Below are 15,130 nucleotides of genomic sequence, written 5' to 3' on the forward strand. Positions count from 1 at the left end.
ATCTACTTTATAAATAATGCTATAAATTAAATCTATAAGAGTAAAATATTGAGAGAGAATGTGCGCTTTCGAGAGAGAAGCGCACCTTTCTAAGACGACAACTTATTGGCTGTTGACACAGTATCTTTTGCTATCTTTGCGAAAAGAGAGGGGTATAACTATGGGCAGTGTGTCAAAACAGGTGAGCCAACGAGTTTGTGCTTTCGTCCTAGCATTGGGGTTAGTACTGTTGCTCGTTCCGACTATTCCTGAGCAAGCACATGCGGAACTGACGCAAGATCAATTGCAGGCGCATATTGTGCCAGGGATTGATCCAGATAACACCGTTATTAATCTGTTCGATTATTCAACAGGAAAAACAAGCAAGCTTGATAGTTTGGTTGTTGATGTTGTAGGTGGCACTGGAGCTAAACCGCCTTACGATAATTATGAGACATGGTTGACAGGTGAAAACAATATTAACCGAGGTCGCTTGCTGACCTTTGGTGATGGTATGCGGCATTTGGGATATTGGAATCAAGGTCTTGTTGCTAGCTATGGCCAAATTGCCAAAGAAAACCCCGGCATGATGGGCATCGTAGAATCTGGACTTTCGGCTTCAGGCTACCCTGTCGTTAGCAATGATCCTGAAACGGGCATGAGCGCAAATCCTAAAGAATATAACACTGCATGGCGCGGCACTGGTGAAATGATTTATGGCAATGCCGGACCGCTTTTTACTACGAGCCTTGGTTCTTCTAAAGGAAATGCTAATTTCAATCCTGTGTATGGATTTAACATTGATCCTGTTGTGCAAGCAAATGCGTTGTCAGTAGCTACAACAGGTAAAGATTTGGATTTTAGTGTCTTTCCTCAAGGAAACGCTGCAGCAGCAGCGCTCACAAAACAGACGTTTGTTAACAATCCCACTGCTTACGGTGTGGACTGGTCGGGCTATGACCTCTCAGAAGACATTCGTTCATTGCAATATCTTTTCGACCCCGATCAAGAGGTAGGCGGTAAGGTCTCATATAAAAATGTTACAGGTCTTTTCCAGATGAATGATGAGGGTTATTACTCATACGACATGCGTAATAACTTCGCTGAATTTGTTAATGATCCGGTGGAAAACGACGAGGGACAAATTGAAAGTGATGGGCATTTCGTTTTATATGATCAGCCTGCTGGTAACCGCACCGACAGCGGTAAGCCGGGTAATTTCTTCCCCTTCAACTCTGCAGCAAAGGCTTTTAAGGTTGATGGCTCAGGTAATTTAGTAAACAACATGAATGCAAATAGCCAGGGTAATGAAGAAGCCGTTAACCATCATCTCGGTATGACGCTTGAAACAACCTTTAGGCAGCCTGTTGATGGCAAGGTAGGCACTAACGACATGGTCTTTGAATTTGCCGGAGACGATGATGTTTGGGTGTTTGTTGATGATGTGCTCGTGCTGGATATGGGTGGCATTCACTCCGAAATTTTTGGCACGATCAACTTTGCAACGGGCGATGTGTTTTTGGGTCCTGCTTTCGATACTAATGGTATTCCTGGCGATCCCGAGGCAGCCGCAGTTATAAAAACTAATCTCTATGACCAGTTTGACGCAGCCAACGCCCTTGATACTGAGCGCTGGAAAGGAAACACTTTTGCATCTAATACAAGCCATACGTTAAAGATGTTTTACCTAGAGCGCGGCAATTACGACTCATCTATTGCGGTGAACTTCAACTTGCAGCCCGCTCTTTATCAGCAGATTTACAAGGTTGACCAATATGGAGACCCGCTTGAGGGTGCTGAGTTTGACCTCTATGCGGTTCGCCCGAAGGATGGCACAATTCCAACGATATCTAACACGTCCAGCTTTACGCTTGATGATGTTGAAATTGTTGGTGGAGCTTTAACGCATCTTGTGACTGACGCATCAGGTGTTGCGCGCTTTGAAGACCTGACTACCCGAGCCCAAGAAGTTGTCGACCCTTTCAACTTCTCGGATCGCTATAACGCTGAAACAGGGGAAGGGCTGCTCTACATTCTTCGTGAGACAAAAGCTCCGGCTGGTTATAAGTCAACTCCGCAAGACTTACTTTTGCGCTTTGAACCGCAATACACCATGCTTGTCGTAAATAATCGCTATCAGACTGGTGCTTACGCAAGCTTTGTTAGCAGTATTACTGGCAATGTTGGTTCGGTGTTCTATGGCCAGATCGGAAAAGATGGCGGTCTTGTTGATAAGATTCCGGGTACCGATCCTGTTCCGGTAGATGTGCAAGAGGACGGATTGGTTGTTGTTGTTCCAATGATTCGCGAGACTTTAAACGGGTCTTCGCAGTGGCTACCGCTTTATGGAGATAATCTTTCTGGTTTTAAGGCGGTACATTACGAGCAAGCGCGTGATAGCGAATATGAAGAGATAAAGCGTGCGGCGCGTGTTGTGACACTCAATGGTGCGCTTTTGCAAGCAGGCGTTGTTCATAATTCAAAGAAAACAGGAGGTCATGCCACGGGCTGGTATTTGGATTGGAATGATGACGAAAACCGCTTAACGGGCTATCTGGAAAACCTCCCAGGTCGTGCAGATCGTTATTTGCTGCAAAATCCTGATGGTGATATGCGCAACTTCTATGCAATTATCAAGCCTGCTCAATTGGCAGATGCGTTGGAGATTACGCCTGAAGAATTGCATAATATGACAAGCGAAGAACGATATGCAGCGCTTGGTGCTAAGGTGGCTGCAGCGATTGAAGCTGACGGAGGGGAGCGCGGCGAGCACTACGACAAAATTGTGAACGCCATTAACCCAGAGCCTGATCCAGTAGAGCAGCGAGGCTATTGTCCGCTGGATATTAAAGCATTCATTCGTGACTTCCGTTCGCGCATTTACATTCCAAATGAGCAGCGTCAATTGCGTGTTGTGAAGGTTGACCAAAGCGGTACACCAAGAAATGGTGCGGTGTTTGCGCTCTATGAGTCCTACGAAGATGCGCAGGCAAATGATGTTTCTCGTGCTGTTTCTCAGGGCGAGACGGCCGATGTTGCAGGCCAGTCGGGCATGCTGGTATTTGAGCCCCGTCAGGCGCATGCATCACACGATGAGGGTGCGGTTGCGGGTTATGGAGATATGATCTGGCCGGACACACGCCTTGACGGTGTTGCTCGCAGCTATTGGTTGCGCGAAGTAAGCGCTCCGGCTGGTTGTGAGATTAATCCAGCTATTATTGAAGTGAAAGCTGGCGTGTATTCAATCTATGCCGATGCAGGATCTGAAGATGATGGCGTAAAGGTTATGGCAGGTGTTGGTAAGCTGGCACAAACCATGGTGAAATACGCTTCTGAAGGTGATGTTAATGTTACCCTTCGTGACATTACTGCAATTGCACAGCACCAAGATTCAGATTCATTTGCTATTGACGGCTGGAAAGATACCGAGCTTCCGCTCACGGGCGATGAAGTGAAGCTCTTGCGTTCTATGGATCTTCATTATGGTGTCAATGCGACTATTGACTATGGTCTGCATGATTCTGATGGTGGCAAGAATTATCAACCGTTCTTTGTTTCTGATACCGGCTATATTCGTGCGCGCGTAGAACAAGACTACGACTATCACAATGATCCCGATGACCCGTACTATTCAACTGCTGAGCAGGACGATTTGACGGGGCAGGATATTACAGGTTTGTTCTCATTGGTTAATACGGTTGTGGTAACAGACCAAGATCCAACGTTGCCGGGTATTGGTACGCTGGTACTTTCAAAGATGGTGTCTGGTCAAGATGTACCTGCAGAAGATTATCTTCGTAACTATCATTTTGAGGTTCGCCTGTATGATCCGAAGGGTAACGAGCTGACTGATGATTACTACTACTACGGACGCGATCGCACGGGCTATGTGAAAAGCGGCGACATCTTAATGCTTTCACATGCTGAAGAGTTGCGTATTTTGGGCGTGCCAGAGGGCACTACCTATAAGGTGATAGAGCAAGAGGCCAATTCGGATGGCTACTATACGCGACCTGCTGATGGCACGTTTGAAGGCAATGTTGTTGCTGGTGGCACGCATGTAATGGCATTTAGGAACATTCGTGGCGTTCGTCCTCCTGAGGCTGAACTAAGCATCATAAAAGAGCAATCACTCAATGGCGGTGAGTTTACCTCTGATGTGCTCAATGTTAAGCCAGCAGATGTGGTGACGTATCGCTTGACGGTCAACAATGACAGCGAGGGTCCGGCGTTTGATGTGGTGGTTCGCGACATGATTCCTGAAGGATTGACCTATGTTGAGGGGTCGGCAAGTCATGATGGAGTGTTTGCCGATGGACAGTTGGTTTGGAATGTGGGCGATTTAGAGGCGCAGAGCTCGGTGTCGGTTACCTTTGATGTGGTAGTGCCTGAAGTTGATGAGCCAACAACCTGGGTTAACATGGGTACGGTGACATCTACGGACGATCACGGCAATGAAGGGGATCCTGATGACTCGAATGAAGTGCTCATTAAGACACCTGACGCCCCCGATCCAACCCCTGGTCAAACACCAGGTGATGAACCTGGCAACAATCCTGATGATCCGTCAACACCCGGTGATAATCCTTCGACATCAACTCTGACGCCGTTGCCGCACTCTGAAACTGATTCTGGTAGCGGAACTGACTTGGCTGACACAGGTGATGTTGACTACGCGTTAGTTGGCGGTTTGGGAATAGCGGCCTTAGGTGTGGCTCTTGTTGCGCGGCGCCGCATGAGTGCGTAGGTTGCACACCCTGCGCTTTGCGCTCACGCATGCAGAAGCGATGCAAGCCCGGCTCTCTTGGGTTTCCAGCAAGTGGAAGCCTAAGAGGCCGGGCTTTTGCTTACTTATGTGTAGGGGGCGACGTCTATTCCGAGCAAATAAACATAGCGTCGCCAAAACTCAGAAGTCTATAGCGCTTTTCGATGGCGTGATTGTAGGCGGCAAGGATGTGTTCGCGTGAGCTGAAGGCACTCACGAGCATCATGAGCGTTGAGCGTGGGACGTGGAAGTTAGTGATGAGCGCATCTACAGTTTTGAATTCATAGCCAGGCAGAATGTAGAGCGAAGTTGCTTCTCTATCGCGTGGAGTGAGGCCGCCTTCGCCACCGTTGGCTTCCGGATCCCAGGCGCTCTCGAGACTGCGAACGCTCGTTGTGCCCACTGCAACAACGCGACCGCCGCGTGCATGTGTCTCATTGATGGCATCAATGGTGTCTTGCGAAACAGTGTAATACTCGGTGTGAATGGTGTGCTTAGTGGGATCTTCTTCGTCTACCACGCGAAATGTGTCTAGACCAACTTCTAGCTCAACCGTTTTCCAGCCAACACCCATCTCACGCAAACGATTGATAAGTTCCGGCGTGAAATGAAGTCCCGCCGTTGGGGCGGCTGCAGAACTTTCGCGGCGCGAATACACCGTTTGATAAAGCTCCTCGTCACCGGTGTAATTGCGAATGTAAGGCGGAAGAGGTGTGTGTCCGACAGCATGGAGAGCTTCGTCAAGTGAAGGTAGATCGGTGGTAAGTTTAGCAACGCGTTCGCCTTTTTGTGCACCTTGCGCCCAATCAATAATTTCGGCACTTAACACAACTTCTCCGGCGTCATTAGTAAAATCCACCACTGCGCCTGTTCCGGGTTTAAGTCGTTTACCAGGGCGAACAAGCACCTCCCAATAGGCAAGACGATTGGTGCGCGGTTCAGGTCCTCCGGTCTCTCGCAGCAAAAAAACCTCGGCTGCCCCACCGGTATTGCGCTTACTTCCTAACAGCCTTGCAGGCAAGACGCGCGTTTCATTTGCAACGAGAAGGTCTCCTGGGCGAAGGTAGTTAACGATATCGGAAAAAATACAGTCCTCCACCTGACCTGTTTCGCGATTCATTACCAAAAGATTGCATGCATCGCGCACTTGGGCAGGCGCTTGTGCAATCAGTTCCGAGGGAAGCTCGTAATCAAAATCATCGGTCTTCATGTCAGGTAAATCCTTGTCGTCGATATTCGGTCAGTCTGTTGCACGATCAATTATGCGTGCGTGGCGTGGGTTCTGCCTCAGATTGTTCTTGTGCTTTGTTGGCAAGTCGTATTTGTTTTAGGATCTCGCGTTTGCGCTGCTGTTTTTTGTCGTAGGCTGCACGCTGCGCTTTGCGAGCCATTTGTGCCGCCTGTTCTTCGGCGCGTTCTGCCGCATGTTCAGCGGCATGTGCTGCCCGAGCTGCTGCTCGAGCAGCCTTGCGCTCTTCGCGTTCGGCAGCAGCTTCAGCTGCAGAAATACGACATCCACACCAGTTTTGACGATACATTCCCAGCGCTTTACTGCGACGCGTAGCTTCGTCATAAAAGGGTCGATAGTCCTCAAAGAGTGGTGTGAGGTGTGCCTCTTTTGCTGCAGCCTCAAGCTCTTCTTTGATGATGTCAGTGTATTGGTAAGGACTGACTGATAGGGTGGTGCCAAGCGCTTCAAAACCATGCGAAGCCGCATAGGCAGCACTTTGACGAAATCGAAGGCGATAGCATGCACGACAGCGTTCTTCGCGATTGCGTGAGCAGACCGCATCATGCACAGCCGCCTCCCAAGCAGCGGGTTCGTAAGAGCCTTCAATGACGGGGAGGCGCTGTTCGTCTGCCCAGCTGCACAGCACTTCACGGCGCCTTTCGTATTCGTCGGCGGGTGCAATATTGGAATTTGCGTAGTAGATTGTAAGGTCATGCCCTGCTTCTTGCAGCTTGCGCACTGGCTCAAGCGAGCACGGTCCGCAGCACGCATGTAGTAACAGCTTCATACCTATTTACTCCTTTTGTCCGCTGGTAATACTAGCACGACTGCGCAATAGCCTATACTACCCAACAGACTTTTATCGAACAGTGCACATGAAACAAGGAGATCTCTATGTCTGGTACGTTGCAAGCTCCAGAGCACTCATATCGCGCGATATGTTTTGATCTGGATGGAACGCTTTTGCCGATGGACTTGGATGAATTCATGAATGGCTACTTTAAGCTTTTGGGTGAATATGTCGCTCGCTACGGCGTGAAGTGGGATGATTTCATTTTGGGAATGAAAGCTGGCATACAAGCGATGGCAACCCATAGCGATGGTCGCACCAATGAAGACGCGTTTTGGGAGCAGTTCTTTTGTTTTGTTGACCCGAATGCATGCGATTGGGAACAGGTCTTTTTAAGCTTTTATGAGGACGAATTTGGCAAGCTTGGTCAAGTGGTCACACCTAATCCTGCGGCCGCAGAAGCAGTGAGGACACTTGCTGATAAGGGGTACCCACTGCTGCTTGCCACTATGCCCATGTTTCCGCGAAGAGCGGTTGAGTGGCGGCTTGCGTGGGCCGGGGTGGATCCTGCGCTGTTTGAATATATTACGACCTTTGATAATTCAACCTCCACAAAGCCTCATACAAGCTATTACGAAGAAGTGCTTGGCGTCCTTTCTAATATAGCGGCAGATGAGGTGCTTATGGTGGGAAATAACACCGTCGAAGATTTGGCATTTTGCAAACTTGGGGCTGATGCCTATGTGGTGACCGACAACCTGATTGACCCGGTTGGTTTTGACTTGAGTACGCTGCCTCACGGTACATTAAAAGATTTCGCATCGTGGGTAAATACATTCCCATCCTGTGCAAACCCTGCTCAAGTTAAGAATGCGGTTGTCGCAGAAGGGAGAAACTAAGATGGCATTGTTTGACACTACCATTGATGCGCGTAGTGGACATGCGCGTGCTCTGACATATGAAACTGCACACGGATCATTTCAGACCCCCATGTTTATGCCAGTTGGCACCTCTGCAACAGTTAAGGGCATAACTCCAGATCAACTTCATGCTCTTGGCGCTCAAGTTGTATTGGCGAACACCTATCATCTCTCCATGCGCCCCGGTGCAAAGCTTGTGGCAGAGGCGGGAGGTATTCATAAGTTTATGAACTACTCAGGGCCGATGCTTACTGACTCAGGTGGCTTTCAGGTGTTTTCACTTGCTGATACCGTTAAGCTTGACGATGACGGCTTAACCTTTCGTTCTATTTATGATGGAGCGAAAATTCGTTGGACACCTGAAGAAAACATGCACATCCAAGAGCTCATTGGTGCCGATATTGCTATGCAGCTTGATCAGTGCGCTCCGTATCCGGCTACAAAACAGTTTGTTGCGCGCGCGGTTGATCTTTCTGCTAACTGGGCGAAGCGTTGTTTGGATGCTCACAAACGACCTGATCAGACGCTCTTTGGCATCGTGCAAGGAGGTATGCATCTTGATTTGCGCCTGGAGTCAATCGCGCGCTTGCGTGCTATAGAGGATGAAAGCGTGAATGCGGGTGGTAGACGCTTTGGTGGCTTCGGAATTGGTGGCTATTCGGTGGGCGAAGATCATGAAGTTATGTTTGAGACGCTCGGTGAAGTGGCACGCGCGCTTCCTGAAGATCGTCCGCGTTATCTGATGGGGGTAGGAAATCCTACTACCCTGGTTCGTGCGGTGGGCGAGGGCGTTGATATGTTTGATTGCGTGCTTCCGACGCGTACAGCGCGCATGGGTACTGCTTTTTCAAGTACGGGACGCATGAATCTTCGCAACGCAAAGTATGCGCATGATTTTACGCCGCTTGATCACGAATGTACTTGCTCGACCTGCCAAAACTTCACTCGTGCATACTTGCGTCATCTGGTTAAGCAAAATGAGATGCTCGGTGCAATTTTGCTTTCAGTGCATAATCTGCATTTTCTTATTGATCTTATGCGTCGCGCTCGTGAGGCTGTGCTCAATGATTCGTATGATCAATTCCTTCAAAATTGGATGGCTTCTGAAGCTGCGCAAGACTACTAAATCAGGGATCTGTTCTTGGAAAAAAGGGTTGCATAGTTTATGCATTCTTCTTAAATGAGATAGATTTTATGGCACAATAGGAAAGTTGGAATTCAGGCGTCCTGCTGAGGGAAATGGGCGCTCATTATCACTGCAGGAAGACATAGAGGAGAGTTTGCTATGGCAACATCTCAAGCTGGTCAGAAGAAGCGATCAGCAACAACCTCAACCAATCGTCGTAACGTTTGGCTTTTGGTTTTAAGCACCCTTTTGGTTATTGGTTCAATCTTTTTGTTCACCCCTCCGCAAGAAAAGATCAACCAAGGTCTTGATATCCAAGGTGGTCTATCGGTGGTGCTGACGGCTCATAGTACAAATGGTGAGCCCGTCACAAATGAAGAGATGGAAAGTTCGCGCGCCATTATTGAAAGCCGCGTCAACGCGCTGGGCGCTTCAGAGGCGGTTGTGCAGGTGCAAGGTACCGACCAGATCCTGGTGCAAATTCCAGGTTTGTCTGATACCGAAGAGGCTTTAAACACCATTGGCAAAACAGGTAGTTTGGTTTTTGCTCGTCTTGATTCATTTACCGATGAGACAGTTCGCGAGGAAATTGAAAAAGGCGAATATGGCACCATGGGTACATATACCGATGATTTTGGTATGTCATTTCCTACAGGCGAAGTACAGCATCTCAGCGTTGAGCCAGGAACCTATACGCCGCTTGTTACCGGCTCAGAAATCACCAGTGTATCCATTGGGCGCACCTCTGAAACAGCAAGTGATTATGCAGTTAACATCACGCTTAACAGCGAAGGTGCGAAGGCGTTCGCTCAGGCAACCTCAGAATTGGCAGCTACGCATGGTCAAATTGTCATCATTTTGGACAACGAAGTACAATCGGCACCCGCAGTACAAAGCGAGATCCCGAATGGCCAAGTCCAAATTACCGGTGGATATTCCCTTGATGAAGCTCGCAACATGCAGACCGTCCTAGAGTCTGGTTCGCTGCCCGTGAACTTCGAGTATGCTCAAAGCCAGGTTGTTGGACCGACCTTGGGTCAAGATGCACTTGCTTCAGGCGTGCTGGTGGCAGCTATTGGCATGATCATTGTTATTCTGTATTTGCTGTTCTTCTATCGTGGTCTGGGCATTATTACGGGTGCAGCTATGGCAGTGTTCGCCATTTTGTATCTGGGTATTTTGGCGGCTTTGTCAGCGTTTGGTTTGTTTAGCTTGTCGCTTGCTGGCATTGCAGGTATCGTTTTGACCATCGGTATGGCAGCTGACTCTTCCATTTTGACGGTAGAGCGTTTCCGTGAAGAAATCCGTATGGGCAGAAGCGTGCGCGCAGCATCCATCACTGGTGTAAAGCATGCAATCTTGACATCAATTGACGCCGACCTTGTTACCTTGGTTTCTGCACTGTCGCTGTTCTTCTTGGCGGCAGCTTCGGTAAAGGGCTTTGGCATGACGCTGGCACTGGGCATCTTCTGCGACATTGCCATGATGTTGATTTTCAAAGCGCCACTCATTCGCGTTTTGGCGCCTCGTGTTATCGCAAAGAATCCGGGCTTCTGGGGTATTAATGACTCGTTGCAAGCTGCTGCAGATTACAAAGCTCTGGCAACAGCTGAAGGGCAACCCATAGCTGCTGCAGAAACCGCGCAAGAGATGAACCCGGCAGAATCTGCTGAGATTGCTGAGGCACGCGATGGTAAAGCAGGGGCGGCTGCCGAAGCGCAAGCGCGTCATCCTCGCGGTCGTTTTATTAAGCGAGACATTAATTTCTTAGGCTATCGTAAGATTTTCATGACCATTGCCGCGGTTGCGGTAGTACTTTCGCTTGCGCTCATTGGTATTCGCGGTTTGAATTTTGGTATTGAGTTTGTTGGTGGTACCTCTATTGCCTTCCAGAATACCGGAGATATCTCTATCGAACAGATGCGTGATGCATTTAACGAAGCCGATGAACCTGATGCGGTTATCCAAACTACCAATACTGACGGTCAAGAAGGCTTCTTGGTTCGCACCACTACAACAAGCCCTGAAGAAGCCGCAACGCACGCAAATCAAGTGGCGGATACCTTAGGGCTTTCCACGGAGAGTTTCCAGGTCACTACCATAGGTCCCGACTGGGGTGCAAGCGTCGTTCAGGCATCGCTTATCGCATTTTTCGTGTCCATTATTTTGATTATTATCTACATTGCTATTCGCTTTGAATACAAGATGGGCTTTATGGCAGTGGTTTCACTTCTGCACGTACTTATCGTGGTTGCAGGTGTGTACGCCTTGGTTGGACGCGAAGTTAACCCGAATACCATTGCGGCATTGCTCACTATTCTGGGTTATTCGCTCTATGACACCGTTGTTGTTTTCCATCGCATAAACGAAAACATGAAGGATGTCTCTGGCATTAAGTGCTCATTTATGACGATGGCAAACCACTCTATCAATCAGGTGTTTATTCGCTCCTTGAATACCACTATTTCTTCGCTTATTCCGGTTTTGGCTATGCTGTTCTTTGGCGGCGAAACGCTCAAGGACTTCGCTTTTGCTATGGCAATTGGTTTGGCGCTTGGTTCTTATTCAACAATTGCGGTGGCATGCCCGTTGTTTGCACTTTGGAAGACGCGCGAGCCAAAATATGCAAAGTTGCAGAAGAAATACGGTAACGAGATTGGTCGCTTTGAATTTGGTAAACTTGCTCCAGCTGAAGGCAAAGGTCATGCTGTTAGCGTGCAAGGTGTGAGCACTAAAGGTGCAAGCGCGGGTGCAACCGTAAGCGTAGAAGCCAAGAAGGTAGCTAGCGCAACACCCTCAAAAGAGCCAGCGGGTGCATCCTCGGCAAAGCAAACATCTGCTAAGCCGGCCAAAGGCAAGCGTCGTAAACGTCCTGAAAAGAAGCAGTAGTCAGGATAGAAAGGGGCAAGGTATGCGTACAGGAAGCGCTCCAAACTTTTGTCCGCCCACTGAAGAAGGCATCATTGTGATGCTTGAGGATGAGGCAGGAGATCGCGTTGATCTTGAGTTTTTAGGTCTCATTCTGCACGAAGGACGCAGGTATGGATTCTTTTTTCCAGTGACTGAAGAAGACCCTGCAGGTTCGTCAGGGGAGATAGTTCTTTTGGAGGTTACCTCTCTTGATGAAGACGGTCAGCCTGCTGAGTTTGAATTGGTTGAAGACGAACTTATTGCTGCAGAGGTCTATGAAGACTTCAAGCAAGCAACCAGCGACTTATACGACTTTGAGTAAGCGTAACTCATAAGACACCAAGAAGCCCGGTTCAAACATTCTTGTTCGGACCGGGCTTCTTTGTATATTGGACAACTAATGGATTAAAGGTCGATAGGCGTCCAGGTTCCATCTATATCGCAAAGCCATGCTTGTGGCTCTTGCACCGTGAAAAAAGTCAGACGGGGATCATTCTCGTCTTCCCAGCTCTCACCCAAACCAATCATATGCTCAAAACCAGCACGTCTCGTATGAGCATCAGCACGATCGTTGAGATCAGCAATGCCGCGCATGATAATCCAGCCACGACCGGGACGCCAAGCCGTGAGTTCAAACTTAGGATTTGCAAGCAGCTCTTGGTAGACATCCTTGCTCGTTGCGGTGCAAAACCAGATTTCGCCATCTTGGAGTGCGGCAAAGCTAAAAGGGCGAACATGAGGTTGGTCGCCTTCGCAGGTGGCAAGATACCACGCATTGACGCTGGTCAGATAATCAACAATAGTCTCGTTTCCATTCATAGGGAAGCCTTTCTAAAACGTTTGCGGAATAAAATTGGCGCTCATAACGCACAGAAGCATAAAGATGAGCACAAATACGGCATTTCTATCCAGGGCGCTATAAGATAGCGGTTTGAGGCGACTGCGACCTTCTGCGCCGTGGTAACAACGTGCATCCATAGCAAGCGAGAGCGTTTCAGCATGTCGAAATGCGCTCGTAAACAGAGGAATTGTCAGCGAACGAACCATGGACAACTTGCCATCTTTAAACTGTGCGCCACGGCTGACCTGGGCACGATAGATAGTTTGCAGCTCAATAATAAACTGTGGTAAAAAGCGCAGCGCGATACCCATCATCATGGAAAGCTCGTGCGCTGGTACGCCGAGTTTTGTCAGCGGCTTGAGCAAGTATTCAAATGCATCAGTTATATCAAGGGTGGCAGTTGTAAGAGTAAGGAGGCTCATTGCTAGTAAAAGCAGAACCAAACGAATAGCTAAAAAGACCGCTTTGATAAGACCGGTTGTCGTGATGGTAATAAAGGCCCACTGAAATACAACGGTGCCTTCATGTACGAAAAAGATATTAAGGAGCGCAGTGATAACAACCACAAACAACAGCGGCACGATAGAGCGAAATGCGCTTTTAAAGGGAATGCCTGAAATGGCGAAGAATCCCAGCACGAAAACTGCGCACACCGCTAAGCTCCAAAACGATTGCGCCATAAAAATGATTACCATCACCGCAAGAGATCCAAGAAGCTTCGCACGGGGATCCATGCGATGAATAGCAGATGTACCCGGTATATAGCGTCCCAAGACGGCAAGATCATTCATGCGCGTACCTCGGATTCAGAAGCTGATGCAAGTTGAAGAGCTATGTCGTGTGCAAGCGATTCGGTGGTGTAAAGCTCGGCAGGTAGATGAAAGCCAGCCTCGCGCAATTCATTTGCAAACTTTTGCGCAGCAGGTACGTCAAGACCAATCTTTCGCAATTCTTCATCGCGTGAGAAGACTGCCGCAGGTGTATCAAGGTCGAACAGCTCTCCTGCGTTAAGCACTAAAATCCTGTCAGCAAAACGCGCGAGGTCATCCATGCTATGAGACACCAACACGATAGTGATTCCTTGTGCGTGTAACTCTGAGATAAGTAAAAGGAATTCTTCGCGCGCTACGGGGTCAAGACCAGCTACTGGCTCATCGAGCACGAGTATGCGCGGGTGCATGGCAAGAACACCAGCAAATGCCACGCGCCGCTGTTGGCCACCTGATAATTCAAAGGGGCTTTTTTCACCAATTTCATCGATATCTAAATGAACGCTTGCGAGTGCTTCGGCTACGCGGGCTCTCACTTCGTCATCATCTAGCCCTAAATTGCGTGGACCAAATGCAACGTCTTCGGCAACAGTGGCGGCAAAGAGTTGATGTTCGGGGTATTGAAACACCAGACCAACTTGACCGCGGCAGCGCTTGAAGACCGCTTTGTCAGCCAAGTCTTCACCGTCAAGCAAAACGCGTCCCTGCGTGGGATGAACAAGCCCGTTCATGTGCTGGATGAGCGTTGACTTTCCGCTTCCTGTGTGACCGGCAATGCCTAAAAACTCGTTATCTTCAACGGTAAATGTAATATCGTAAAGCGCCCATACTTGATCAGGATCACTTCCCCAATCAGGAGCTTTGTGATCAGCAAGGGATGCGGGTGGGGCAACAATACCAGCTTCTTTGCGCTTCTTCAGACGACGTTTGCGCTTTTCGGCATGTTCGGGGTTGGCATAGGAAAAGCTTACGCCTTCAAAGCTAATGCGCATAACTCCTCCTTAAGCTCATCGGTATTTACGGTGGCGGTTATGTCAATCCCCGCATGCGCGAGTGCATAACTCAATTCGGCGGCGAAGGGAAGGTCAAGATGTAATCGCTCTAAGAGCTCGTGCTGGGTAAGGACATCTTGAGGCGAGCCAATACAGGCAACTTCGCCGCCATCAAGGACGATGATGCGATCTGCTTGTGCTGCTTCATCCATATAGTGGGTGATCATGATGATAGTCATGCCATCTGCATTGAGTTCGCGACAAACGCGCATGAGCCCTTTGCGCCCTCGTGGGTCAAGCATTGCGGTAGCCTCATCTAAAATGAGAATTTCGGGCTTCATGGCCAACACGCCTGCTATAGCAACGCGTTGCTTTTGCCCTCCTGAAAGAGAGGCAGTTTCTCGGCCATCAAAGCCTTGCAAACCGACGTTGGCAAGTGCATCTGCTACACGAATGCGCAGCTCATCAGTGGGCACACTTAAATTTTCTGGACCAAATGCGACATCATTTTCAACCAGACTTGCAACCAGTTGATCGTCGGGGTTTTGAAAAACCATGCCGGCGTGGCTGCGAATATAATAGGTCTCATTTTGGTCTTGTGTGTCTTTGCCTAATACCTTCACGCTTCCCTGATCAGGCAAAAGTAGCGCATTGATGTGTTTTGCAAGCGTTGATTTGCCAGATCCATTTCCTCCTAAGACACAAACAAATTCGCCTTGCTCTATAGAGAAGTTAATGTTGCTGAGGGCAAAAGACTCACCATCATAGGTGTAATAAACGTCGTGAAACTCAATGAGTGGCATAGG

At 48.8% G+C, this 15,130-nt stretch carries 11 protein-coding genes; 5 read left to right on the top strand and 6 right to left on the bottom strand.

Features of this window, described 5'->3' with window-relative positions:
- The first annotated feature begins 160 nt into the window (after positions 1 to 160).
- Positions 161 to 4,726 carry a DUF7601 domain-containing protein gene (locus NFR28_RS07265; protein WP_251179165.1) on the top strand — a complete coding sequence of 1,522 codons (4,566 nt, stop codon included), beginning with the start codon at positions 161 to 163 and terminating at the stop codon, positions 4,724 to 4,726.
- Between the two features lie 124 nt (positions 4,727 to 4,850).
- Here the strand turns inward: NFR28_RS07265 and queA are convergent, their stop codons facing one another.
- On the bottom strand, positions 4,851 to 5,954 hold the full coding sequence (gene queA / locus NFR28_RS07270) for a tRNA preQ1(34) S-adenosylmethionine ribosyltransferase-isomerase QueA (RefSeq protein ID WP_251179166.1): 1,104 nt from the start codon (positions 5,952 to 5,954) through the stop codon (positions 4,851 to 4,853).
- A gap of 46 nt (positions 5,955 to 6,000) precedes the next feature.
- Complete coding sequence (locus NFR28_RS07275; RefSeq protein ID WP_251179167.1) at positions 6,001 to 6,762, bottom strand: epoxyqueuosine reductase QueH; 762 nt, start codon at positions 6,760 to 6,762, stop codon at positions 6,001 to 6,003.
- 107 nt (positions 6,763 to 6,869) lie between these two features.
- On the opposite strand from NFR28_RS07275, the gene NFR28_RS07280 reads away from it, so the two are divergent.
- The 4 genes from NFR28_RS07280 (at position 6,870) to NFR28_RS07295 (ending at position 12,043) form a co-directional block, all read left to right on the top strand.
- Positions 6,870 to 7,664, top strand: a complete 795-nt coding sequence (locus tag NFR28_RS07280; RefSeq protein ID WP_251179168.1) for an HAD family hydrolase — start codon at positions 6,870 to 6,872, stop codon at positions 7,662 to 7,664.
- A 1-nt stretch (position 7,665) separates the two neighbouring features.
- On the top strand, positions 7,666 to 8,811 hold the full coding sequence (gene tgt / locus NFR28_RS07285) for a tRNA guanosine(34) transglycosylase Tgt (RefSeq protein ID WP_251179169.1): 1,146 nt from the start codon (positions 7,666 to 7,668) through the stop codon (positions 8,809 to 8,811).
- A gap of 159 nt (positions 8,812 to 8,970) precedes the next feature.
- Entirely contained in the window at positions 8,971 to 11,700 is a 2,730-nt protein-coding gene (secD, locus tag NFR28_RS07290) for a protein translocase subunit SecD (RefSeq protein WP_251179170.1), read from the top strand.
- A 22-nt stretch (positions 11,701 to 11,722) separates the two neighbouring features.
- Positions 11,723 to 12,043, top strand: coding sequence for a DUF1292 domain-containing protein (locus tag NFR28_RS07295; RefSeq protein ID WP_251179171.1), 321 nt, complete (start codon positions 11,723 to 11,725; stop codon positions 12,041 to 12,043).
- Positions 12,044 to 12,126: 83 nt separating this feature from the next.
- Here NFR28_RS07295 and NFR28_RS07300 read toward each other — a convergent pair whose 3' ends face one another.
- Genes NFR28_RS07300 through NFR28_RS07315 form a run of 4 tightly spaced genes read right to left on the bottom strand, consistent with a single transcriptional unit; the run spans position 12,127 to position 15,127 of the window.
- Positions 12,127 to 12,540, bottom strand: coding sequence for a pyridoxamine 5'-phosphate oxidase family protein (locus tag NFR28_RS07300; protein WP_251179172.1), 414 nt, complete (start codon positions 12,538 to 12,540; stop codon positions 12,127 to 12,129).
- A 12-nt stretch (positions 12,541 to 12,552) separates the two neighbouring features.
- Complete coding sequence (locus tag NFR28_RS07305) at positions 12,553 to 13,353, bottom strand: energy-coupling factor transporter transmembrane component T family protein (protein WP_251179173.1); 801 nt, start codon at positions 13,351 to 13,353, stop codon at positions 12,553 to 12,555.
- The gene (locus NFR28_RS07310) at positions 13,350 to 14,324 is read right to left on the bottom strand and encodes an energy-coupling factor transporter ATPase (protein ID WP_251179174.1); all 975 of its coding nucleotides are present in this window, start codon (positions 14,322 to 14,324) and stop codon (positions 13,350 to 13,352) included. Before NFR28_RS07310 ends, NFR28_RS07305 begins: the two co-directional genes overlap by 4 nt.
- Positions 14,300 to 15,127, bottom strand: coding sequence for an energy-coupling factor transporter ATPase (locus NFR28_RS07315; protein WP_251179175.1), 828 nt, complete (start codon positions 15,125 to 15,127; stop codon positions 14,300 to 14,302). Before NFR28_RS07315 ends, NFR28_RS07310 begins: the two co-directional genes overlap by 25 nt.
- Between the last annotated feature and the right edge of the window lie 3 nt (positions 15,128 to 15,130).

Origin of the sequence: Adlercreutzia agrestimuris (genome assembly GCF_943193125.1) — a bacterium.
Taxonomy (GTDB): domain Bacteria; phylum Actinomycetota; class Coriobacteriia; order Coriobacteriales; family Eggerthellaceae; genus Xiamenia; species Xiamenia agrestimuris.

Bases quoted from the DNA above. Each gene is read 5' to 3' on its own strand.
- NFR28_RS07265 (WP_251179165.1), top strand. From the start codon at position 161: ATGGGCAGTGTGTCAAAACAGGTGAGCCAACGAGTTTGTGCTTTCGTC.
- queA (WP_251179166.1), bottom strand. From the start codon at position 5,954: ATGAAGACCGATGATTTTGATTACGAGCTTCCCTCGGAACTGATTGCA.
- NFR28_RS07275 (WP_251179167.1), bottom strand. From the start codon at position 6,762: ATGAAGCTGTTACTACATGCGTGCTGCGGACCGTGCTCGCTTGAGCCA.
- NFR28_RS07280 (WP_251179168.1), top strand. From the start codon at position 6,870: ATGTCTGGTACGTTGCAAGCTCCAGAGCACTCATATCGCGCGATATGT.
- tgt (WP_251179169.1), top strand. From the start codon at position 7,666: ATGGCATTGTTTGACACTACCATTGATGCGCGTAGTGGACATGCGCGT.
- secD (WP_251179170.1), top strand. From the start codon at position 8,971: ATGGCAACATCTCAAGCTGGTCAGAAGAAGCGATCAGCAACAACCTCA.
- NFR28_RS07295 (WP_251179171.1), top strand. From the start codon at position 11,723: ATGCGTACAGGAAGCGCTCCAAACTTTTGTCCGCCCACTGAAGAAGGC.
- NFR28_RS07300 (WP_251179172.1), bottom strand. From the start codon at position 12,540: ATGAATGGAAACGAGACTATTGTTGATTATCTGACCAGCGTCAATGCG.
- NFR28_RS07305 (WP_251179173.1), bottom strand. From the start codon at position 13,353: ATGAATGATCTTGCCGTCTTGGGACGCTATATACCGGGTACATCTGCT.
- NFR28_RS07310 (WP_251179174.1), bottom strand. From the start codon at position 14,324: ATGCGCATTAGCTTTGAAGGCGTAAGCTTTTCCTATGCCAACCCCGAA.
- NFR28_RS07315 (WP_251179175.1), bottom strand. From the start codon at position 15,127: ATGCCACTCATTGAGTTTCACGACGTTTATTACACCTATGATGGTGAG.